Annotated in this window: 17 protein-coding genes and 1 pseudogene; 9 read left to right on the top strand and 9 right to left on the bottom strand. The window is 63.7% G+C overall.

The genetic code is table 11. From position 1 onward, the window contains the following. Nucleotides 1-107: 107 nt before the first annotated feature. Nucleotides 108-227, bottom strand: a pseudogene (locus EDC35_RS18705) (IS630 family transposase); the annotation flags it as partial. A gap of 381 nt (nt 228-608) precedes the next feature. Here EDC35_RS18705 and EDC35_RS00965 point away from each other — a divergent pair. Together EDC35_RS00965 and EDC35_RS00960 are read left to right on the top strand one after the other, a co-directional pair. Further along, nucleotides 609-1,187, top strand: coding sequence for a DUF3501 family protein (locus EDC35_RS00965; RefSeq protein ID WP_132974973.1), 579 nt, complete (start codon nt 609-611; stop codon nt 1,185-1,187). A 228-nt stretch (nt 1,188-1,415) separates the two neighbouring features. Continuing rightward, a complete protein-coding gene (locus tag EDC35_RS00960; protein WP_132974972.1) occupies nt 1,416-2,732 on the top strand; it encodes a homoserine dehydrogenase in 1,317 nt (438 codons plus the stop codon). A gap of 65 nt (nt 2,733-2,797) precedes the next feature. Here EDC35_RS00960 and EDC35_RS00955 read toward each other — a convergent pair whose 3' ends face one another. Next, the gene (locus EDC35_RS00955; RefSeq protein WP_132974971.1) at nt 2,798-3,610 is read right to left on the bottom strand and encodes an undecaprenyl-diphosphate phosphatase; all 813 of its coding nucleotides are present in this window, start codon (nt 3,608-3,610) and stop codon (nt 2,798-2,800) included. 194 nt (nt 3,611-3,804) lie between these two features. Beyond that, nucleotides 3,805-4,509: a 4'-phosphopantetheinyl transferase family protein gene (locus EDC35_RS00950; protein WP_132974970.1), complete on the bottom strand. Its 705-nt coding sequence runs from the start codon at nt 4,507-4,509 to the stop codon at nt 3,805-3,807. An 80-nt stretch (nt 4,510-4,589) separates the two neighbouring features. On the opposite strand from EDC35_RS00950, the gene EDC35_RS00945 reads away from it, so the two are divergent. Continuing rightward, nucleotides 4,590-4,733: a hypothetical protein gene (locus EDC35_RS00945; RefSeq protein ID WP_207896036.1), complete on the top strand. Its 144-nt coding sequence runs from the start codon at nt 4,590-4,592 to the stop codon at nt 4,731-4,733. Nucleotides 4,734-4,962: 229 nt separating this feature from the next. Beyond that, nucleotides 4,963-7,320, top strand: coding sequence for a Tex family protein (locus EDC35_RS00940; RefSeq protein ID WP_132974969.1), 2,358 nt, complete (start codon nt 4,963-4,965; stop codon nt 7,318-7,320). 88 nt (nt 7,321-7,408) lie between these two features. Here EDC35_RS00940 and EDC35_RS00935 read toward each other — a convergent pair whose 3' ends face one another. Together EDC35_RS00935 and lexA are read right to left on the bottom strand one after the other, a co-directional pair. After that, the gene (locus tag EDC35_RS00935) at nt 7,409-8,119 is read right to left on the bottom strand and encodes an SDR family NAD(P)-dependent oxidoreductase (RefSeq protein ID WP_132974968.1); all 711 of its coding nucleotides are present in this window, start codon (nt 8,117-8,119) and stop codon (nt 7,409-7,411) included. 99 nt (nt 8,120-8,218) lie between these two features. Then, nucleotides 8,219-8,683 (bottom strand): transcriptional repressor LexA, encoded by a 465-nt coding sequence (gene lexA / locus EDC35_RS00930; RefSeq protein WP_132974967.1) that lies wholly within the window; start codon nt 8,681-8,683, stop codon nt 8,219-8,221. Nucleotides 8,684-8,948: 265 nt separating this feature from the next. Between lexA and EDC35_RS00925 the strand changes: the two genes are divergently transcribed. Beyond that, nucleotides 8,949-9,419 (top strand): Hsp20 family protein, encoded by a 471-nt coding sequence (locus EDC35_RS00925; protein WP_132974966.1) that lies wholly within the window; start codon nt 8,949-8,951, stop codon nt 9,417-9,419. Nucleotides 9,420-9,595: 176 nt separating this feature from the next. On the opposite strand, the gene EDC35_RS00920 is transcribed toward EDC35_RS00925, so the two are convergent. Beyond that, nucleotides 9,596-10,558, bottom strand: a complete 963-nt coding sequence (locus EDC35_RS00920; RefSeq protein ID WP_132974965.1) for a 2-hydroxyacid dehydrogenase — start codon at nt 10,556-10,558, stop codon at nt 9,596-9,598. A gap of 891 nt (nt 10,559-11,449) precedes the next feature. On the opposite strand from EDC35_RS00920, the gene EDC35_RS00915 reads away from it, so the two are divergent. The 4 genes from EDC35_RS00915 to EDC35_RS00900 all read left to right on the top strand — a co-directional run bounded on the left by EDC35_RS00915 (nt 11,450) and on the right by EDC35_RS00900 (nt 13,577). Then, complete coding sequence (locus EDC35_RS00915; protein WP_132974964.1) at nt 11,450-11,632, top strand: MerR family transcriptional regulator; 183 nt, start codon at nt 11,450-11,452, stop codon at nt 11,630-11,632. A 75-nt stretch (nt 11,633-11,707) separates the two neighbouring features. Further along, the gene (locus tag EDC35_RS00910) at nt 11,708-12,247 is read left to right on the top strand and encodes a MerR family transcriptional regulator (RefSeq protein ID WP_132974963.1); all 540 of its coding nucleotides are present in this window, start codon (nt 11,708-11,710) and stop codon (nt 12,245-12,247) included. 72 nt (nt 12,248-12,319) lie between these two features. Continuing rightward, a complete protein-coding gene (locus EDC35_RS00905) occupies nt 12,320-12,874 on the top strand; it encodes a cyclin-dependent kinase inhibitor 3 family protein (protein WP_132974962.1) in 555 nt (184 codons plus the stop codon). Between the two features lie 13 nt (nt 12,875-12,887). Then, nucleotides 12,888-13,577: a hypothetical protein gene (locus EDC35_RS00900; protein WP_132974961.1), complete on the top strand. Its 690-nt coding sequence runs from the start codon at nt 12,888-12,890 to the stop codon at nt 13,575-13,577. A 66-nt stretch (nt 13,578-13,643) separates the two neighbouring features. Here the strand turns inward: EDC35_RS00900 and lpdA are convergent, their stop codons facing one another. The 3 genes from lpdA to aceE all read right to left on the bottom strand — a co-directional run bounded on the left by lpdA (nt 13,644) and on the right by aceE (nt 19,622). After that, complete coding sequence (lpdA, locus tag EDC35_RS00895; protein ID WP_132974960.1) at nt 13,644-15,347, bottom strand: dihydrolipoyl dehydrogenase; 1,704 nt, start codon at nt 15,345-15,347, stop codon at nt 13,644-13,646. Nucleotides 15,348-15,422: 75 nt separating this feature from the next. Continuing rightward, nucleotides 15,423-16,769, bottom strand: coding sequence for a dihydrolipoyllysine-residue acetyltransferase (gene aceF / locus EDC35_RS00890; RefSeq protein ID WP_132974959.1), 1,347 nt, complete (start codon nt 16,767-16,769; stop codon nt 15,423-15,425). Nucleotides 16,770-16,964: 195 nt separating this feature from the next. Further along, complete coding sequence (gene aceE / locus EDC35_RS00885; RefSeq protein ID WP_132974958.1) at nt 16,965-19,622, bottom strand: pyruvate dehydrogenase (acetyl-transferring), homodimeric type; 2,658 nt, start codon at nt 19,620-19,622, stop codon at nt 16,965-16,967. Nucleotides 19,623-19,891: the final 269 nt, after the last annotated feature.

Below are 19,891 nucleotides of genomic sequence, written 5' to 3'. Positions count from 1 at the left end.
GCTGCCGCCGATCCAATCGCCTGAACTGGCAGCAGGGATGCAGCCATCAACCGGACGCGATGCATGACAACCTTCATCCTTGACACGCCGGCCTATACCGAAACCCTATGCCTGGGGGTGTAGTGGAACTCCAGCCTGCGGGCGATGGTGCGCGTCTCGTCCGATGGGAAGGCGTCATAGAGCGAGGCCTTCGTGTGGGTGTTGAGGTTGTCAAGGACCACGCGAATCACCCCTCAACACAGCGTTGCCGGGTATGGCCAACCAGCGTGGCCGAGACCCCCAACGCCTCCATGATCGCCGCATCCGGGCAGCCCGCAGCGGCCTCCAGCAGAATCCGCGCCCGCGTCTGTTGACGGGCCTAAAATATCTCTCATTCAGCGTGACTGACTACTAGTGCAGTACAGCGCCTTGGAAATCCCGAGGCTGTTCGTTGTCGTTGTCGTCGATTTGTGGATTTTCGATTGCGACAACGACAACGATCAGAGATGGTCTCGGAACATCTGCACGGCTGCACTGGCGTCGGATCGGGTTGCTGTCATCCCCTGAAATCCCGAAACGAACCTTCGCCATCTCGATCATTGAGCATTTGTGACGCATCGGAGCTGAGCATGCACCTGACCCGCGCTGACCTCTACAGTCTCGAACACTATGCCGAAATCCGCAGCGATTTCCGTGCCCGGATCATGGCCCACAAACGGCGGCGCCAGATCGCCCTCGGCGTGCACGCCAGACTCTTTTTCGAGGATCGTCTGACCATGCAGTACCAGATTCAGGAGATGCTGCGGGCCGAGCGGATCTTCGAGGCAGCCGGCATCCAGGATGAACTGGACGCCTATAACCCGCTGATCCCGGACGGCACCAACTGGAAGGCGACCTTCATGATCGAATATGCAGACGCGACCGAGCGCCGGGTCGCGCTCGCACGCCTGCGCGGGATCGAGAACCGGGTCTGGGTGCAGATCGCTGGCGGTGAGCGGGTCTACGGGGTTGCCGATGAGGATCTGCCGCGCACAGACGCGAACAAGACCTCTGCCGTGCATTTTCTGCGCTTCGAGCTGACGGCAGCCATGATCGCCGCTGTGAAAACGGGCGGCGCGCTCACCTGCGGCATCGATCATCCCGCCTGTGGCGAGCGTGTTGAGGTTGCGCCCGAGGTGCGCGACGCACTGGCTGCCGATCTGATTTGATCCGGATTCCCCAGTGTTCGGACAGGCAGACAGACAGTCGAAAATACAAGACAATGCCCGGCTGCACCGCGCCCGCTGCGGGATACGCTGTTTCTGGCCGGGAATCGACCCGGCTGGCGTCAAGGATCCTGAATTGCAGTGGCGCGGGTTACATTATGTGTTTATTCAGGTGCTCGCGAAGCTGAACATGCAGCCGACGGCGCGCCTTCTGTCATCGAGAGGAAAGGCATGAAACCGGTGAAGGTCGGATTGTTGGGCTTGGGGACGGTGGGCGGCGGGACGGTCACGGTGCTGACAGGCAATGCACAGGAGATCGCGCGGCGCGCCGGGCGCGGCATTGAGATCGCCCGCGCGGCGGCGCGCGACTACCGGCCCGAGACGATTCAGGGGCTGGAACAGATCGGCCAGATCGGTGACGACGCCTTTGCCGTGGTGGACGACCCCGAGATCGAGATCGTCGTCGAGCTGATCGGCGGCTATTCGCCCGCGCGCGAACTGGTCCTGAAAGCCATCGCCAACGGCAAGCATGTGGTGACGGCCAACAAGGCGCTGATCGCCCGTCACGGCAATGAGATCTTCGCTGCCGCCCGCGAGCGGGGCGTGATGGTGTGCTTCGAGGCGGCGGTTGCCGGCGGCATTCCCATCATCAAATCGCTGCGCGAGGGACTCGCCGCCAACCATATCGAATGGATCGCCGGCATCATCAACGGCACCGGCAATTTCATTCTGACCGAGATGCGCGACAAGGGGCGCGATTTTGCCGATGTGCTGGCGGAGGCGCAGGCGCTCGGGTATGCCGAGGCGGATCCAACCTTCGATGTCGAAGGCATCGATGCCGCGCACAAGCTCACCATTCTCGGCTCGCTCGCCTTTGGTGTCCCGCTGCAATTCGAGCGCTGCTTCACCGAGGGCATCTCGCGGATCGGCGCGCTGGATGTCGCCTATGCCGCCGAGCTGGGTTATCGCATCAAGCATCTGGGCATCGCGCGGCGCTCGCCGGGCGGGATCGAGATGCGGGTGCATCCGACCCTGATCCCAGAGCGGCGTCTGCTCGCCAATGTCGATGGGGTGATGAACGCGGTGCTGGTCAAGGGCGATGCGGTGGGACCGACGCTTTACTATGGCGCGGGCGCTGGCGCACTGCCGACCGCTTCGGCGGTGGTCGCCGATCTGGTGGATGTGGCGCGGACCCTGACCACGGATCCCAACAACCGCGTGCCGCATCTCGCCTTTCAGCCGGATGAGCTGGCCGACACCCCGATCATGCCGATGGAGGCGGTCGAGACCGCCTACTATCTGCGTCTGTCCGCACTCGATCAGCCGGGCGTCATGGCGCGTATCGCCAGCATTCTGGGCGAACAGGGCATCAGCATCGAGGCCATCAAGCAGAAGGAGCCGGCTGAGGGCGAGACCCATGTCCATCTGGTCATGCTCACCCATCGCGTGATCGAGGGCCGGATGAACGAGGCCATCGCCCGCATCGAGGCGCTGGAGTCGGTGCAGGGACCGGTGACGCGGATTCGGATGGAGAGCCTGTCGGGTTGAGTTGACCGCAATCGGGGTGGTCCTCCGATTGCGGGTCATCCGAGAAATCCGGCCGGCAGTCCGCGCTACCAGACCAGGAACAGAATCATCCCGCCCAGCAGAAAGCGATAGAGCACGAACGGCAGCATGCTGATGCGTTCGATGAATCGCAGAAAGAAGTGGATCGTGAGATAGGCGACCAGGAATGAAAACTGTGCGCCCAGCAGCAGCGCGGTCCAATCGACCGGGGCCGCGTCCTGCAACAGATCCAGGGTCTCCAGTCCGCCGGCCATGAGGATGGTCGGAATCGCCAGCAGAAAGGAAAAGCGCGAAGCGGCGCGGCGGGTCAGGCCCAGCAGCAGACCGGCGGTGATGGTGACCCCGGAGCGCGAGATGCCGGGGATGATGGCGATGGCCTGGAGTCCGCCGACGATGAGGGCGTCCTTCCAGTCGAGACTGTATTCATCCCGCCTGCGCCTGCCGCGCCAGTCCGCCCACCAGAGCAGCAGACCAAAGCCGATACTGGTGCTGGCGATGGTCAGGGCGAGCAGCGTGCCGTCCTCACGCAGAGCATCCAATACTGTCTTCAGCGGCAGACCCAGCACCAGTACCGGCAGGGTGGCGACAATGATCATCCAGCCGAGCCGGGCGTCCTGGTTCGCGATGCGACGGGTGCGCAGCGAGTCCAGCACGGCGAGCGTCATGCGCGCGATCTCGCGTCGGAAATAGAGCATCACGGCGGCAAGCGTGCCGAGATGCAGGGACACATCGAAGGCCAGGCTCTGCAACTCATAGCCGAACAGCAGTGGTGTGAGCACCAGATGCCCGGAACTGGAGATTGGTAGAAATTCGGTAATGCCCTGAACGAAGGCGAGTAAAAGGATCTGGATGGTATCCACGCGGAGGCTCCTGGAAAGGGGGCGGCAGTATACTCCGGGCGGTGGGTAAAAGAGCGATCAGCGATCAAGACCTGCGTGATTGCGCGCCAGCCCCCGTCCAGCGAAAAGCCCCTCTCCCCACTGGGGAGAGGGGCTTCAGTGATCATGCCGACCCCTTCGTGATGAAGGAGTTGTTGTCGCGGAGATGGTGATCGTCATGTCAGATCGATCCAATGCAGATCGAACGTCAGCCAGTCCGACACCGGCGGCAGATTGACGCGGGCGACAGCGGCGACATAACCGGGCTCGGGGATGCAGTGTGCGATCATAGGTCGGCAAGTGCCGGGCGGGCGGGGGCGAAACAGTCCGCGACCATCGGCCTTGGCGTCCGCTTCGAGCGCGGTCCAGGCCCGATAGAAAGCGCTCAGGCGCTCAGGCTCCGGGGTTGCTGCAAGCTCCTGAGCCCGCTCCGGCGCGAACATCCGCGCGGCGATGGCCTGATGATCCATGCGCGGGCGGATCCATTCGCAATCCACCCCCAGTTCCGACTCCGGGCCGCTGCCTGCCGAGAGACCGACCAGCGCCAGATCACCGCTCGTGCTCAGATTGAACGACAGGATGTGCAAGGCGCCATGCAGAGACGGCTTACCGGCCGGGCCATAGCCAAAGTCGATGGCCTGTGGCGGGGTGTGCAGATAACGCGCGAGGATCAGACGCAGTCCCGCCTGAGCGCGGATGTAACGCTCGCGCACGGCATCCAGACGCATCTTTTGGGCGCGTGCGCGCTGGCGCTCCCCCAGCAGGACGACACAGCGATCCGGATCTGCGCCATCGTCACCGATGCGGATGCGCCACAGGTGCAGTGCGCCGGGACACAGATCGGGCGCATCGTGCATGTTCTGCCAGCGGATATTTTTCATCTTGAAAGAATCCTGTTAAACCGTCGATTTTCTGGTCACGAAGCTCCAGCTTCGTGACCCCAGCGATGAAGCTCCGCTTCATGAACGGAGGCAACTACATCCATTACAATCCCGTCAAGCGCGGCGATGTCGATGTCCCCGAGCACTGGCGCTACTCCAGCGCGCGTGACTATCTGGGCCAGCCGGGGCTGATCGAGATCGACAAGGGATGGTCGGGTTCGTGAAGCTGGAGCTTCATCGCGCGGGTGACAAAGCTGGAGCTTTGTCACCAGAGGCCGGAGAGTTCTGGTCACGAAGCTCCAGCTTCGTGACCTGAGAGACGAAGCTCTGCTTCGCGAGTCAGAAAGCACCACTTTCCGCACGGGTGACGCAGCAGGAGCTGCGTCACCAGAGAAACATCGCATACCGCACAGCGCGCAGTTTCATTCTGTCCATTTGGAAGAACCATCCCGCATGATCAGTATCACCGAGACCCTGAGCAACGAACTCGCCGCCCGTCCGGCGCAGGTGGAGGCGGCCATCCGGCTGCTGGACGAGGGCGCGACCGTGCCCTTCATCGCCCGCTATCGCAAGGAAGTCACCGGCGGCCTTGACGACATCCAGTTGCGACTCCTGGAGGAACGGCTCGGCTATCTGCGCGAGCTGGCCGAGCGGCGTGTGGCCGTGCTCAAGAGTATCGATGAACAGGGCAAGCTGACACCCGAACTCCAGGCCGAGATCAATGGTGCCGAGACCAAGCAGCGGCTCGAAGATCTCTATCTTCCCTACAAGCCCAAACGGCGCACCAAGGCCCAGATCGCGCGCGAGGCCGGATTGGAGCCGCTGGCCGATGCGATTCTGGCCGACCCCAACCAGATTCCGCATGAGCTGGCCGGGGCCTATGTCTCGACGGCGAAAGGCGTCGCGGATGCGGCGGAGGCGCTGGAAGGTGCGCGCCAGATCCTGATGGAGCGCTTCGCGGAGGATCCCGAACTGACCGGACGGCTGCGTGACCATCTCTGGGAGCACGGCATCCTGATCTCCAGGGTCATCGAAGGCAAGGAGCAGGAAGGCGCCAAGTTCGCGGATTATTTCGATTATCGCGAAGCCGTCGCCAAAGTGCCCTCGCATCGCGCGCTGGCGCTCTTTCGCGGACGTAATCAGGGCGTGCTCTCGCTCGATTTGCTGGCGGGGGAGGGAGAGGATCCCGACGCCACCTGTCGCGGGCTGATCGCCAGCCGTTTCGGTATCCGCCACCAGGGCCGCGCCGCCGATGACTGGCTGGCCGAGACAGTGCGCAAGACCTGGCGCATCAAGCTCCTGACCCGGCTCGATCTGGAACTCAAGGGTCGTCTGATGGAGTCGGCTGAAGAAGAGGCGATCCGCGTCTTCGGGCTCAATCTCAAGGCGCTGCTGCTGGCGGCGCCGGCGGGTCGGCTGCCGACCCTGGGGCTGGATCCGGGTCTGCGCACCGGGGTCAAGGTCGCGGTGGTGGATGCAACCGGCAAGGTCGCGGCGACCGACACCATTTATCCGCATGTCCCCAAAAACCAGTGGGATGCGTCCATTGCGCGGCTGGCGACGCTGGCGAAGACCCACGCCGTCAGGCTCATCAGCATCGGCAACGGCACCGCCTCGCGCGAGACCGACCGGCTGGCGCGCGACCTGATCGCCCGTCATCCCGAGCTGGGTCTGCGCTCGATGGTGGTGAGCGAGGCCGGCGCCTCGGTCTATTCGGCCTCCGAATTTGCCTCGAAGGAACTGCCGGAGCTGGATGTCTCGCTGCGCGGTGCGGTCTCCATTGCGCGCCGTTTGCAGGATCCGCTGGCCGAGCTGGTCAAGATCGAGCCCAAGGCCATCGGTGTCGGTCAGTATCAGCACGATGTCAATCAGAACCGGCTGGCGCGGACCCTGGATGCCGTGGTCGAGGACTGTGTGAATGCGGTCGGGGTGGATCTCAATACGGCGTCAGTGCCGCTGCTGACCCAGGTGTCGGGGCTCAATCGCACCCTTGCCGAGAATATCATCCAGTTCCGGGAGACCAATGGCGCCTTCGCCAATCGCAAAAAGCTGATGGCCGTCCCGCGCTTCGGCGACAAGGCATTCCAGTTGAGCGCCGGTTTTCTGCGGGTGCCGGATGGCGACGAACCGCTCGATGCCTCAGCGGTCCATCCCGAGGCCTATCCGCTGGTGCGGCGTATCGCCGAGTTCACCGGCAAAGACATCCGCAGCCTGATCGGCGATGCCGCCACCCTGCGCCGACTCGATCCGCAGCGATTCACCGACGAACGATTCGGTCTGCCGACCGTGAAAGACATTCTGGCGGAACTGGAAAAGCCCGGACGCGATCCGCGACCCGAGTTCAAGACCGCGCAGTTCAGGGACGGGGTGGAAACGCTCAACGACCTCAAGCCGGACATGATCCTCGAAGGCACCGTCACCAATGTCACCAACTTCGGCGCCTTCGTCGATATTGGCGTCCATCAGGACGGACTGGTGCATATCTCGGTGCTGGCGGATCGGTTCGTGAAAGATCCGCACGAGGTCGTCAAATCCGGCGATCTGGTCAAGGTCAAGGTGATGGAGGTCGATCTGCCGCGCAAGCGGATTGCGCTCTCCATGCGTCTGAGCGACAGCGCCGAACAGCATCAGGGCGCGGGCGGACGTGCCGAGCGCCCGTCCAATCGCGGCGCATCATCCGACATGCGCCAGCAGACGCCAAAGCCAAACGCGAAGGATCGGGATCGTCCGGCGGCGGTGAAAGCCGTGAATCAACCCCCGGCGGCAGGCGGGACCATGGCCGATGCCTTCGCCAAGGCCAGGAAATCATAGAGCCATGCATTGAGCAGGATGCAGGCTGAAGACATGCGCGAGGCGCATCCTTTGCGGCTCGCCGCATCCTTGTGATCCGGGCGGTGGTCTACCAGGCGATGGGCTCGCCATGTCGAAAGAATCCGCCGCTCGGTCCATCGTTCGGGAGGGTTGCGGCCCAGACGATTCCCCGGGCGCCTTCTTCCACCGTCAGATCGGCGTGGTCTCCGCCCATGTCGGTACGCACCCAGCCGGGACAGACTGAGTTGACCTTGATGCCGGTGCCGCGCAGCTCATCGGCGAGGATCCGGGTCAGGGCGTTGAGCGAGACCTTGGACAGTCGATAGCCGGGGCAGCCGCCGTTCATTTCGTCGAGCTGACCCATGCCCGACGAGACATTGACCACCCGCCCATGCCCCGCCATCAGCGGGATCAGCGCCTGACAGAGCCGCAGTGGCCCCAGGGCATTGGTCTCGAACGATTCACGGATCCGCGCCAGGTCGGCCCGGAAGACGCTGGCCTCCGGGGTGCCCGGTGCGGGGTCGGTGAACATCCCGGCGTTGTTGACCAGCACCTCAAGCCGGCCAATGCCGCGCACCTTTTCCGCCAGGGTGCGGATCGATGCGGCGTCGGTGACATCCAGAGGATGAAAACAGACCGACAGTCCCAGGGCCGCCAGCCGTTCGGCGGCGGCGCGACCCTCGGGCTCACGCCGGGCGGTGAGAAGCACCTGATAGCCCAGGGCGGCGAGCTGACGGCTGGTTTCAAAACCCAGGCCACGGTTGGCCCCGGTGATCACGGCAACGGGCATGTCGGACACGGCACTCTCCGGTCGATGGATGGATCCTGTGGGGACAAGTCGGGCGCGTTGGCCAGAGATTCAAGCGGGGACAGGAGCGGCGCCTCAGACCGACCGGGCTCACTCGGCCAGACGCACCACACCCGAGACGATGCCAAGGATCTCGATCTCCTCATGGCGCAGATAGATCGGAGCCATCTGTGGATTCGCCGGCTGGAGGCGAATCCCGTCGGCCTCGACATAGAAACGCTTGAGCGTCACCTGCTGGTGGTTGATCAGCGCGACCACCATCTCGCCGCTCTCGGCCGTCTGGCGCTGCTCGACGACGATGATGTCGCCGTCCTGGATCTGATCGTCCACCATCGAGTGGCCGCGCACCCGCAGCGCATAGCTGTTCTTGCGCACCATGTGACGCGGCACCCGCACGCATTCGCGCTCTTCGACCGCGTCGATCGGCTGGCCGGCGCTGACATAGCCGAACAGTGGAAGCTCCACCCCGTCCTCGGTCTCCAGCGCCAGCGGTTCAAGGACAGGGGTCCAGGTCAGGTGGGTACGTCGATTCATCAGGAATGTCGGTTGCGTCATCGCAGGTCTCCGCAAGAAAAGAAATTATTTGTCAATGGCTTGGATCGAGTCTGGCGGACTTTGGCGGGGAGCGGAAGGCACGGCTGGCGCCATCGGCCAAGGCACCGTCCGAGCGCCCCGCAAAAAATAATTAGCACTCCCCTTGACAGAGTGCTAATGCCGATCTACTTTACATAACGCAAGCAGTCGCCCATCCGGGGACTGTGCGCTGGCGGTTCAACCGAACGCCAAACCCCTGTTCATATTGCTCATTGGAGGATATGTCATGACCACGCTCGACTTCTCACCGCTGTTCCGCTCCATGATCGGCTTCGATCGTCTGGCCAACGCGCTGGAGACGGCCTATCGTAGCGAGCCGGGCGGCTATCCGCCCTACAACGTCGAGTTGCAGGACGAGAATCGGTATCGCATCACGCTGGCGGTGGCCGGCTTCAGCGAGAACGAAATCAACATCGAAGCGAAAGAGAACCTGCTCACGGTCTCTGGTCAACGCCAGGTGACGGAAAGCGAAGGTAATTTCCTCTATCGCGGGATTGCCAACCGCAGCTTCGAGCGCAAGTTCCAGCTCGCCGACTACGTCAAGGTGGTCGAGGCCAAACTGGAGCACGGGCTGCTGCACATCGATCTGGTGCGTGAAGTGCCGGAGGCGATGAAGCCCCGTCGCATCACCATCCGCAGCGCGGACGCCAGTCCCGCGATCGAGCATGTTGCCACCGAGCTGGCGCAAGCCGCTTGATGACGGCGGCCTGATCAGGCCAGGCTGACGGCGAACAGGCCGGGCCCAGTGCCCGGCCTGTTGTTATCTGCTGTCTGCACATCAGGAGAGCGGATCGATCCGCTCCGACGGCCTTGACCGAACAGGGCAGGGTGCCCGGATCACCCTCAGCGAACGACGGCTCAATCCCCACGGCTTCAGTCCACCCGATTGCGCGCCTGTCCGGCCAGAAAGGCGTCGATGTTGGCCGCCACCTCGTCCACCACCCGCTGACGGGCCTCGCGGCTGGCCCAGGCGGTATGCGGGGTGACGATCAGGTTGGGAATGTCCGGGGCCAGCAGCGGATTGCCCTCGCGCGGTGGTTCGCGGCTCAATACATCGATCCCGGCGCCACCGATAACGCCCCGGCGCAGTGCCTCGGCCAGGGCCGGCTCATCGACGATCCCGCCACGGGCGGTGTTGATCAGCAGGGCGTCGCGGCGCATCAGACCCAGCTCCCGCAGGCCGATGAGCCCGCGCGTCGCCTCCGTGAGTGGACAGTGCAGGCTCAGCACATCCACCTGTGGCAGCAGCTCGTCCAACGACAGCCGGCCCTCATGGGGCGGGCCGCCGGGACGCTGGGCGACGAGGATCCGCATACCGAAGGCCTCGGCCACCCGTGCGACCGCCTGACCCAGCTCGCCGAAGCCGACGATGCCCAGGTTGCGCCCGGCGAGTTCCCGAATCGGATAGTCCATCAGACAGAAGCGGTCATGGTGCTGCCAGGCGCCAGCCGAGACCGCGCGCTGGTAATTCGGCAGACGGATGGTGAGGGCGAGGATCAGGGCGAAGACGTGCTGTACCACCGCCGGGGTGGCATAGCGCACCACGTTGGTCACGGCGATGCCCAAGGCGCGGGCCGCCTCCAGATCCACGTTGTTGGTGCCGGTAGCGGCGATGCAGACCAGCCGCAGCGCTTCGGCGCCGGCCAGAGTGGGGCGATCCAGCGCCACCTTGTTGGTCACCAGGATCCGGGCGTGGCGGATGCGCTCCAGCGTGTCGGTGGGCTCGGTATAGGCATGGCGCTGCCAGTGGATATTGATACGGTCCAGGGAAGACAGGTCGAGATCACCCTGGTCGATGGTGGCCAGGTCCAGCAGGACGCCGTTCAACGGGGGCATGGCAGGGCTCGCAGCAGTGGTCATGTCCGGCATCATAGTGGGCCGGGGCGGGAGGTGTCACCGTGGGGTGATGGTAGCGGTTGATGAAGAGGGGCGGGTTTCTGGGATTGACGGGCGGTGATTCGCTTACGTATTGCCAAGCTGAATGTCGTGGACGGAGATGTGGGAGATAAAGCGGCACACGGGGCCGAGACCCATGGCGTCTGCAAAGCACCTGTGATCTGAAGCGCCATCTATCTATCCGATTTCATGAACCTTAGATGTCGCAATGGTCTTGGTATGTCTGATGAACCGAGCGGTAGCTGATGGGATGCATCGCCCGCCGCCTGCGGTGTGGTACTGATCGCTATGACCAAACTCCTGCCAGATACGCCTCGGACTCTGCCGGCCCTCGGGAGGCCCGCCCCACCATCCCTGTCGCGGCGCGTCGGACGGCTCACTCCGCATAATACATGGTGCGCGTCATGTTTCCATCCACCACCAGGTTCTGGACGGTGATGAAACTGGTCTAAGGGCTGGCGAGGAAGGCGACCGCAGCGATGATTTCGGCTGCCCGACGGTGCGCTGGGCGTGATCGAGCGGGCGGTGAGCGGGGAGCGCCGGGCCTGCTTCTGCCTGGGGCCGGTCGGGGCTGACGGCATTGACCTGGATGTCCGGCCCCAGGCTGGTTGCGATGGCGCGGGTGCGGAGAAAGGCGCCATTGAGGCGACTTGTCCACGGCCCGTGCGGTAACGCCTTGAGCGGTGTCCCAGCAAGCTGGCATAGGCCCGCTCACGCACAATCTCGCCGCTGACATTTCGCGCTTGACCTGATCATCACTACATCCTTGAGGCTCCACTCCAGCGTTCGCCACCCGGCGGACGTTTGACCAACCCACAGACGGAGTGACACATGCCCCAGACGACCATGACCAAAGACCAGTGGATCGCACTCTTCGAGACCATCGGACTCGATGCCGCAACGATGCAGCGCTGGCATCAGTGCTTCGAGGCGCGCCATCCCGATCAGCATCAGGCCTTCCTCGAATGGCTCGGTATCCCGGCGGCGGAGATCCGCCGAATCCGCGCGGGCTGATCTAATCTGATCTGACCCATCCGGCGGACGGGATCGTCCGCCGGTCGTCCGTCATCACCACACGCATCTCAGCCCATGACCACCAACACCTGGACCATCGGCCAGCTCGCCCGGCGCTTCACGCTTGCGCGCGGCACGCTTCTTTACTACGACCGCATCGGTCTGCTGACACCGAGCGGCCGCACCAACGGCAACTATCGGCTTTACAACGGGACGGATCTCGAACGGTTGAGCAAGATCCGCCACTACCGGGCGGCGGGGCTGTCGCTGGAGGCGATCCAGCAGATCCTGCGCCAGGAAGGAGAGGGACTGCGCGGCGTGCTGGCGCAGCGTCTGTTCGCCATCAACCAGGAGATCCAGCACTTGCACGAACAGCAGGCGCTGATCCTCAAGCTCCTCCAGGCCGATCCGCTCACCCTGGATGCCCCGGTCGTGACCAAGGCGCTGTGGGTGGAGATGTTACGCGCCGCCGGTCTGGACGAGGCGGGCATGCAGCGCTGGCATCGGGAGTTCGAGCAGCAGGCGCCCGAGGCCCATCAGGCGTTTCTGGTCTCGCTGGGCATCGACGCCGGAGAGATCGCGGCGATCCGGGGCTGGTCGCGCGAGAGTGGGTGATTATGTCAGGCCGTTTCGTCTTGCCCTGGATTCTATGTTGAAATGAACGGATTTCCCGCTAGGAGTTGCGCGATGTCAGCGGCTCGGACCAGTCAGACCCATCCTCTACAGATCGCGGAAGTCCGGGCGAGCCCGTCGCATGGACGGATCGGGATCACCTTCTGTCCGGGCAAGTGTGACCCTTTTGCCCATACTGGCGCCTGGGAACGCGATCTCGAAATCGATGTGGACGCCATCGCCGCCTGGGGCGCGAAGCTGGTGCTGACACTGGTGGAGCCGGCGGAACTGGCTGAGCTCAGGGTGCCGTCTCTCGGTCAGGAAATCCAGAATCGGGGCATCGCGTGGCGTCATCTGCCGATTGCCGATTACTCCGTGCCAGGCGCGACGTTCGAGCAGCAGTGGGCCGTGCAGGGTCAGGAGATCCGCGCGATGCTGCGCAATGGAGATGACATGCTCGTGCATTGTCGGGGCGGTCTGGGCCGGGCGGGCATGATCGCGGCGCGGCTGCTCGTCGAACTGGGCATGGATCCCGAGGACGCGATCCGCGACGTTCGCCGTGTCCGCCAGGGGGCCATCGAAACGTCGGGGCAGCTTGCCGTGGTGCGTCGAACCCGGCCCATTCCCTGAGCGGAGAATCGCGATGAGCGCGGACATGCCACGGATCGATACCGCCAGGATGCAGCGGGTTGGCGGTCAGTTGGGCACCAATCCTGCCGGGATTTTTCAAGACGAGAGCGGGCGACGTTATTACGTCAAGACCCTGGAATCTCCGGCGCATGCACGCAATGAGATCATCGCCGCCCGGCTCTACCAACTGACCGGCGCCCCGACCCTGACCTATGTGTCCACCACGGCGCCCGACCAGATCGCAACCGAATGGCTTCAGCTCGACAGGAAGTCAGTCGCGCACTTCAGCGAAAGCGAACGCCGGCAGGCTCGGCAGTGGTTTGGCGTGCATGCCTGGACGGCCAATTGGGACGCCGCCGGTTTCGATGGGGACAATCAGGGGGTCGTCAATGGAACCGTGCTGACCCTCGATCTGGGCGGCGCCCTGGCCTTTCGGGCGCTGGGTGATCCCAAAGGCCGGGCGTTCGGCCCCCGCGTGGACGAGCTCGATGTCCTGCGATGCGACGAGGGCAATCCGCACGCGGTCAGGCTCTTCGCCGACATGTGCCCCGCTGAAATCGAGCAGGCCATCAGGGTTGTGGTGCGGATTTCCGACGCACGGATTCGTCAGGTTATCCTCGATAACGGCGGCAGTCGCACACTGGCCGAGAAGATGATCGCGCGCAAGGCCGATATGGCGGGGCGTTTGGCTTCAGTGGATTGAGATTCCCCGTGGACTGATATCCGCATCCTGGCCGGCGTCCGATCCGCCGGCCATGAACCGGGATGATCAATGCTTCCTGGGCGGCATCAGATCCGTAATGGATCCATGCGCCATTTCAGCCGCCAGCCCGATGGTCTCGTTGAGGGTCGGGTGCGGATGGATGGTGAGTCCGATGTCTTCCATGTCCGCGCCCATCTCCAGCGCCAGCACGGTTTCACCAATGAGTTCGCCCGCGTTGGGGCCGACGATGCCAGCACCCAGAATGCGCTTGGTCTCAGGGTCGAAGAGCAGCTTGGTCAGCCCCTCTTCGCGGTGGATGCCGAGCGCGCGTCCGCTGGCGGCCCAGGGAAAGACGCCTTTCTCGTAAGGGATGCCCTTTTCCTTGGCCTTGGTCTCGGTGAGGCCCATCCAGGCGACCTCGGGGTCGGTGTAGGCGACCGAGGGGATGGTGAGCGGATCGAAGCGCGTGGGCAGCCCGGCGATGACCTCGGCGGCGACCTTGGCCTCATGGGTGGCCTTGTGGGCGAGCATGGGACCGCCGACCACATCCCCGATGGCGAAGATATGTGGCACATTGGTGCGCTGATGGGCATCGACCTTGATGAAACCGTGCTGATCGACCTGGACCCCGGCGGCCTCGGCATGGATGAGTTTGCCGTTGGGCAGACGCCCGACCGCGACCAGCACGCTGTCGTAGAGCTCTTCGCCGGGATGCTTGCCGGTGAAAACGACCCGGATGCCGTCGGGTTCGGCGCTCATGCGCTCGACCCTGGTTTCCAGCATGATCCGGTCGTAGCGTTTCTTGATGATCTTCTCGACACAGCGGACCAGATCGAGATCCGTGCCCGGCATCAGTTGCTCCTTCAGCTCGACCACGTCGATGCGCGAGCCGAGCGCGCTGTAGACGCTCGCCATCTCCAGACCGATGATGCCGCCGCCGACGATGAGCATCCGCGCCGGGATGTCAGCCAGGGCGAGGGCATTGGTCGAGTCCATGACGCGCGGATCCTCGTGCGGAAAACCGGGAATGGTCATGGGCGAGGAGCCGCAGGCGATGATGCAATGATCGAAGCGAATCCCGACAGAGCCGTCAGGGGTCTCGACGGTGAGACGATTGGACGACTCGAAACGTCCGGTGCCCTGAACCACCTGGACCTTGCGCTGTTTGGCGAGCGCCGCAAGCCCGCCCGTGAGCCGGGCGACGACCTTGTCCTTGCCCGCACGCATCCGGTCCAGATCGATCTCGGGCTCGCCGTAGGTCACGCCCATGGAGCCGAGCGTTTTGACCTCTTCCATGATCATGGCGGTATGGAGCAGTGCCTTGGAGGGGATGCAGCCGACATTGAGACAGGCCCCGCCGAGCGTGGGATAACGCTCGATCAGAATCACCTCCTTGCCCAGATCGGCGGCGCGAAAGGCGGCGGTGTAGCCGCCGGGACCGGCGCCGAGCACCACGACTTCCGCGACCAGATCATCGGTCGTCACGCGGGCAGCGGGCGTTGCTGTCGCTGTCGCAGGACCGGCGGCGTCCGCCGTCTCCAGACGCAGGAGCGTATCGCCTTGCGAGACCTTCATGCCCACAGTGACCATGATCGACTGGACGGTTCCGGCGCTGGGGGAGGGGATCGGCATGGTCGCCTTGTCGCTCTCCAGCGTGATGAGCGGCGTCTCCTTTTCCACCCGCTCGCCGGGTGAGACCAATATTTCGATGATTTCCACGTCCTTGAAATCGCCGATGTCCGGAATCTTGACCTCGATCATCTCGCTCATGGGTGCTGCTTCTCTCTGGGTCTGAATCGACGCTGGGTGACTGTTGATGAGTGCAATGCTAAACGATCAGCGGTTTCAGAGCAGCAACCGTCGGATATCCCCCAGCAGACCACCCAGCAGGCTGGTGAAACGCGCCCCGTCGGCGCCATCGACGACGCGATGATCGTAGGAGAGCGAGAGCGGCAGCATGAGACGCGGGACGAATTCCTGGCCGTTCCAGACGGGTTTCATCGACGAGCGCGAGACGCCGAGGATGGCGACCTCGGGGGCGTTGACGATGGGGGTGAAGGCGGTGCCGCCGAGTCCGCCGAGACTGGAGACGGTGAAGCAGCCGCCCTGCATCTCGCCCGGCAGCAGTTTGCCGTCGCGCGCCTTGGTGCTGAGATCGCTCAGATCGCGGGCGAGGGCGTAAAGGCTCTTCTGGTCCACGTCGCGCACGACCGGCACCACCAGCCCGTTGGGCGTATCGACGGCGACGCCGATGTGGGTGAAGTGCTTGAGCACGATGCGCTCGCCATCGGCGGTCAACGAGGACTTGAGGATCGGCATGCGGTTGAGCGCGGTGGCGACGGCCTTGAGCAGAAAGGGCAGGAAGGTGAGTTTGACCCCTTCGCTCGCGGCGGCCTCCTGCTGACCCTTGCGGAAGGCTTCCAGCTCGGTGATGTCGGCCTCGTCGAATTGGGTGACATGCGGCACGCTGAGCCAGCAGCGGTGCAGATGGCGTCCGCTGAGTTTTTTGATCCGCGACAGTTCCTGGATCTCGACCGGGCCGAAGCGGGCGTGATCGACCTCGGGTGCTGGCGGGAGCGCGAAGGGGAGGGCGGTCGCGGACGCGCTGCCCGATGCGCTGCCGGTTCCCTGGGTCAGCGCCATTTTGACGAAGCCCTGCACGTCGTCTTTGAGGATACGACCTTTGGGGCCAGACCCCGTGACCTGAGCCAGATCGACACCGAGTTCGCGCGCGAAGCGACGGATCGCCGGGCTGGCGTGCGGGGTGCGTCCGCGTGCGATGGAGGTCATGTCTTCCGGGCGCGGCAGGATCGGTGCCGGTTTGGGTTCGGACTCGCCGGGTGCGCGCAGTGCGGCTGGCGGTTCTGATTCGCTCGGTGGCGCCGCCACAGCCTCAAGCGGGGTTGCGGTCTCGACTGGCGGGTTATCGACAACCGGTGCGCCGCTGTCCACGACCGGTTCGATGGTCATCAGCGGCGAGCCCTGACTGACCCGGTCGCCGACCCTGACCTTGAGCGTCCGGATGGTCCCCGGTCGGGGGGCGGGGATCTCGATGGTTGCCTTGTCGCTCTCCAGGGTCAGCAGCGGTTGTTCGGTTTCGATCCGGTCGCCGGGCGCGACCAGGATCTCGATGATCTCGACATTGGAGAAGTCACCGATGTCGGGCAAGAGGATGTCTTCGAGAGTGGCCACGCGCGATGTCTCCTGCGTTTAGCTGGTGACGAAGCTGTGGCTTCGTCACCCGTGATATGAAGCTCCGCTTCGAGAATCCGAGGAGTGCTCAGATCGATCCAGGCGAAGGTTCGACGCTGCGGTTTCGTGAAGCAGAGCTTCATTGCTGAGGTCACGAAGCCGGAGCTTCGTGACCAGAGAACTGCCAACTGGCGTTCAAACCGTCGTCGGGTTAGGCAAATCCGGGTCGATGCCGTATTTGGCGATGGCCTCCGTCACCATCGATGCCGGAATCCCGCCCTCGTCGGCGAGCGCCTTGAGCGCGGCGACGGCGATGTGATAGCGGTTGACCTCGAAGAATTTCCGGAGCTGACTGCGCCGGTCGCTGCGCCCGAAACCGTCGGTGCCCAGCACCAGATAAGGGCGCGGGACGGCGGGTCGGATCTGCTCGGCATAGAGACGCATATAGTCGGTCGCCGCGATGATGGGGCCGCGCGTGCCGGTCAACTGCTGTTCGACATAAGTGGTGCGCGGTGTCTGCTCGGGATGCAGACGGTTCCAGCGTTCCACGTCGATGCACTCGCGCCGCAGTTCGTTGAAACTGGTGACACTCCAGACCGTCGAGCCGACCGCGAAATCCTGCTCCAGCAGTTCGGCGGCGGCGAGCACCTCGCGCAGGATGGTGCCGGCGCCGAGCAACTGGACATGCAGAGCATGCTCTTCGCCATGACGCTGGACGGGATACAGTCCTCTGAGGATGCCGTCCCGACTGCCTTCAGGCATTGCCGGCTGGGCATAGTTCTCGTTCATCGTGGTGATGTAATAGAAGACGTTTTCCTTCTCCCGGTACATGCGGCGCAGTCCGTCCTGGACGATGACCGCCAGCTCGTAGGCATAGGCGGGGTCATAGGCGACACAGTTGGGGATGGTCGAGGCCAGGATATGGCTGTGTCCATCCTGATGCTGCAAGCCTTCGCCGGCAAGCGTGGTGCGTCCGGCGGTGCCGCCGATGAGAAAGCCCCGCGCCTGCATGTCGCCCGCCGCCCAGGCCAGATCACCGATGCGCTGGAAGCCGAACATGGAGTAATAAATGTAAAAGGGGATCATGCTCCGGCCATGATTGGCATAGGCCGTGGCGGCGGCGATCCAAGACGACATGGCGCCGGCCTCGTTGATGCCTTCCTCCAGGATCTGGCCCTTTTTGTCCTCGCGGTAAAACATCACCTGATCGGCGTCCACCGGCTCGTAAAGCTGGCCCTGCGAGGCATAGATACCGAGCTGGCGGAACATGCCTTCCATGCCGAAGGTACGGGCCTCGTCGGGAACAATGGGGACGACGGATTGACCGATGGCCGGGTCGCGAATGAGGGTCGTCAGCAGGCGCACGAAGGCCATGGTGGTGGACATCTCCTTGTCGCCGCTGCCCTCCAGCAGGGCGTGGAAGGCAGCGAGCGGCGGGATCTCCAGCGGCGGCGCCTCGTCGTGACGGGCCGGGAGAAAGCCGCCGAGCCGCTCGCGGGCCGCGTGCAGATAGCGGCATTCCGCGCTGTCGGGGTCGGGCTTGTAGAAGGGCGCGGCGCCGATCTGGTCGTCCGAGATGGGAATATTGAAGCGGTCGCGGAACGCCTTGAGATGGGCCTCGCCCATTTTCTTCTGCGAGTGGGTGATGTTCATGCCCTCGCCGGCCACACCCATGCCGTAGCCCTTGACCGTCTTGGCGAGGATCACGGTCGGCTGGCCGACGGTCGCCATGGCGGCGGCGTAGGCGTTGAACATCTTGATGGGATCGTGACCGCCGCGATTGAGTCGCCAGATGTCGTCGTCGCTCATGTTGGCGACCATGTCGCGGAGTTCGGGATATTTGCCGAAAAAATGCTCGCGGGTGTAGGCGCCGCCCTTGGCCTTGTACGCCTGATAATCGCCGTCGAGACATTCCTCCATGCGTTTGAGCAGCAGTCCCTGTTTGTCACGCGCCAGGAGTGGATCCCAGTAGCGCCCCCAGACGACCTTGATGACATTCCAGCCGGCACCACGGAACACCGATTCCAGTTCCTGGATGATCTTGCCGTTGCCGCGCACCGGGCCGTCGAGCCGTTGCAGGTTGCAGTTGACCACGAACACCAGATTGTCCAGCCGCTCGCGCGCGGCGAGCGAGATGGCGCCGAGCGATTCCGGCTCGTCCATCTCGCCGTCGCCGAGAAAGGCCCAGACCTTGCGTCCGGTGGTGTCCGCCAGTCCCCGGTCACGCAGATAGTGCATGAAACGCGCCTGATAGATCGCCATGATGGGGCCGAGCCCCATCGACACCGTCGGGAACTGCCAGAAGCCGGGCATCAGCCAGGGATGCGGATAGGAAGGCAGTCCGTTGCCATCGACCTCCTGACGGAAGTTGTGGAGCTGCTCCTCGCTGAGACGACCTTCGAGAAAGGCGCGGGCATAGATGCCGGGCGCGGCATGACCCTGGAAAAAGACCAGATCGCCGCCGTGATCCGGGGTGCGCGCATGCAGAAAATGGTTATAGGCGACATCGACCAGGGTTGCCGAGGAGGCGAAGCTGGCGATGTGTCCGCCCAGCTCGGACGCGATCCGGTTGGCCTGAACCACCATCGCCATCGCGTTCCACCGCGCGAAGGAACGGATGCGCCGCTCCATGGCCAGATCGCCTGGAAAGGGCTGTTCGCGCTGTACCGGAATGGTGTTCAGATAGGCGGTTTTGGCGCTGTAGGGCAGATAGGCGCCCGAGCGGCGCGCCTTGTCGATCAGGCGCTCCAGCAGAAAATGGGCGCGCTCGATACCCTCGTTTTCCAGCACGGCGTCGAGCGAGTCGAGCCATTCCTGCGTTTCCTGCGGATCGATATCGGGCTGATGAGTCATGGCGTTTCCCGGAAGGCGTGCAAGACAGTCGGCACTGGGTTTGGATCACGATTATATCGCAGTGGATTATTCTGAATAATAAGGATTTATTAATGCAATTCAATGTTTTTGTCGGGACGCCTGTCGCGACCGCTATGTGCTAGCATCCCGCGCATTCATTGCGCGTTTCTGCGATCTGTTTTCTGTTGAGAGGATTTTGGTGTGAAGGTACGTCTATTGGCCTCCGTCTGTTGTCTGGCGGCGATCAGCACGCTGCTTGAAGGTTGTGC

The organism is Thiobaca trueperi, from assembly GCF_004342175.1.
Lineage (GTDB): Bacteria > Pseudomonadota > Gammaproteobacteria > Chromatiales > Chromatiaceae > Thiobaca > Thiobaca trueperi.
The sequence above is the reverse complement of the archived record's forward strand: the minus strand, read 5'-3'. Positions and strand labels throughout refer to the sequence as shown.

What these genes read in the sequence shown, in the direction of transcription:
- EDC35_RS00915 (WP_132974964.1), top strand. Translation starts at nt 11,450, where the DNA reads ATGCCCCAGACGACCATGACCAAAGACCAGTGGATCGCACTCTTCGAG.
- EDC35_RS00965 (WP_132974973.1), top strand. Translation starts at nt 609, where the DNA reads ATGCACCTGACCCGCGCTGACCTCTACAGTCTCGAACACTATGCCGAA.
- EDC35_RS00960 (WP_132974972.1), top strand. Translation starts at nt 1,416, where the DNA reads ATGAAACCGGTGAAGGTCGGATTGTTGGGCTTGGGGACGGTGGGCGGC.
- EDC35_RS00950 (WP_132974970.1), bottom strand. Translation starts at nt 4,509, where the DNA reads ATGAAAAATATCCGCTGGCAGAACATGCACGATGCGCCCGATCTGTGT.
- lpdA (WP_132974960.1), bottom strand. Translation starts at nt 15,347, where the DNA reads ATGAGCGAGATGATCGAGGTCAAGATTCCGGACATCGGCGATTTCAAG.
- EDC35_RS00925 (WP_132974966.1), top strand. Translation starts at nt 8,949, where the DNA reads ATGACCACGCTCGACTTCTCACCGCTGTTCCGCTCCATGATCGGCTTC.
- EDC35_RS00940 (WP_132974969.1), top strand. Translation starts at nt 4,963, where the DNA reads ATGATCAGTATCACCGAGACCCTGAGCAACGAACTCGCCGCCCGTCCG.
- EDC35_RS00910 (WP_132974963.1), top strand. Translation starts at nt 11,708, where the DNA reads ATGACCACCAACACCTGGACCATCGGCCAGCTCGCCCGGCGCTTCACG.
- lexA (WP_132974967.1), bottom strand. Translation starts at nt 8,683, where the DNA reads ATGACGCAACCGACATTCCTGATGAATCGACGTACCCACCTGACCTGG.
- EDC35_RS00945 (WP_207896036.1), top strand. Translation starts at nt 4,590, where the DNA reads ATGAACGGAGGCAACTACATCCATTACAATCCCGTCAAGCGCGGCGAT.
- EDC35_RS00905 (WP_132974962.1), top strand. Translation starts at nt 12,320, where the DNA reads ATGTCAGCGGCTCGGACCAGTCAGACCCATCCTCTACAGATCGCGGAA.
- EDC35_RS00900 (WP_132974961.1), top strand. Translation starts at nt 12,888, where the DNA reads ATGAGCGCGGACATGCCACGGATCGATACCGCCAGGATGCAGCGGGTT.
- EDC35_RS00920 (WP_132974965.1), bottom strand. Translation starts at nt 10,558, where the DNA reads ATGCCCCCGTTGAACGGCGTCCTGCTGGACCTGGCCACCATCGACCAG.
- aceE (WP_132974958.1), bottom strand. Translation starts at nt 19,622, where the DNA reads ATGACTCATCAGCCCGATATCGATCCGCAGGAAACGCAGGAATGGCTC.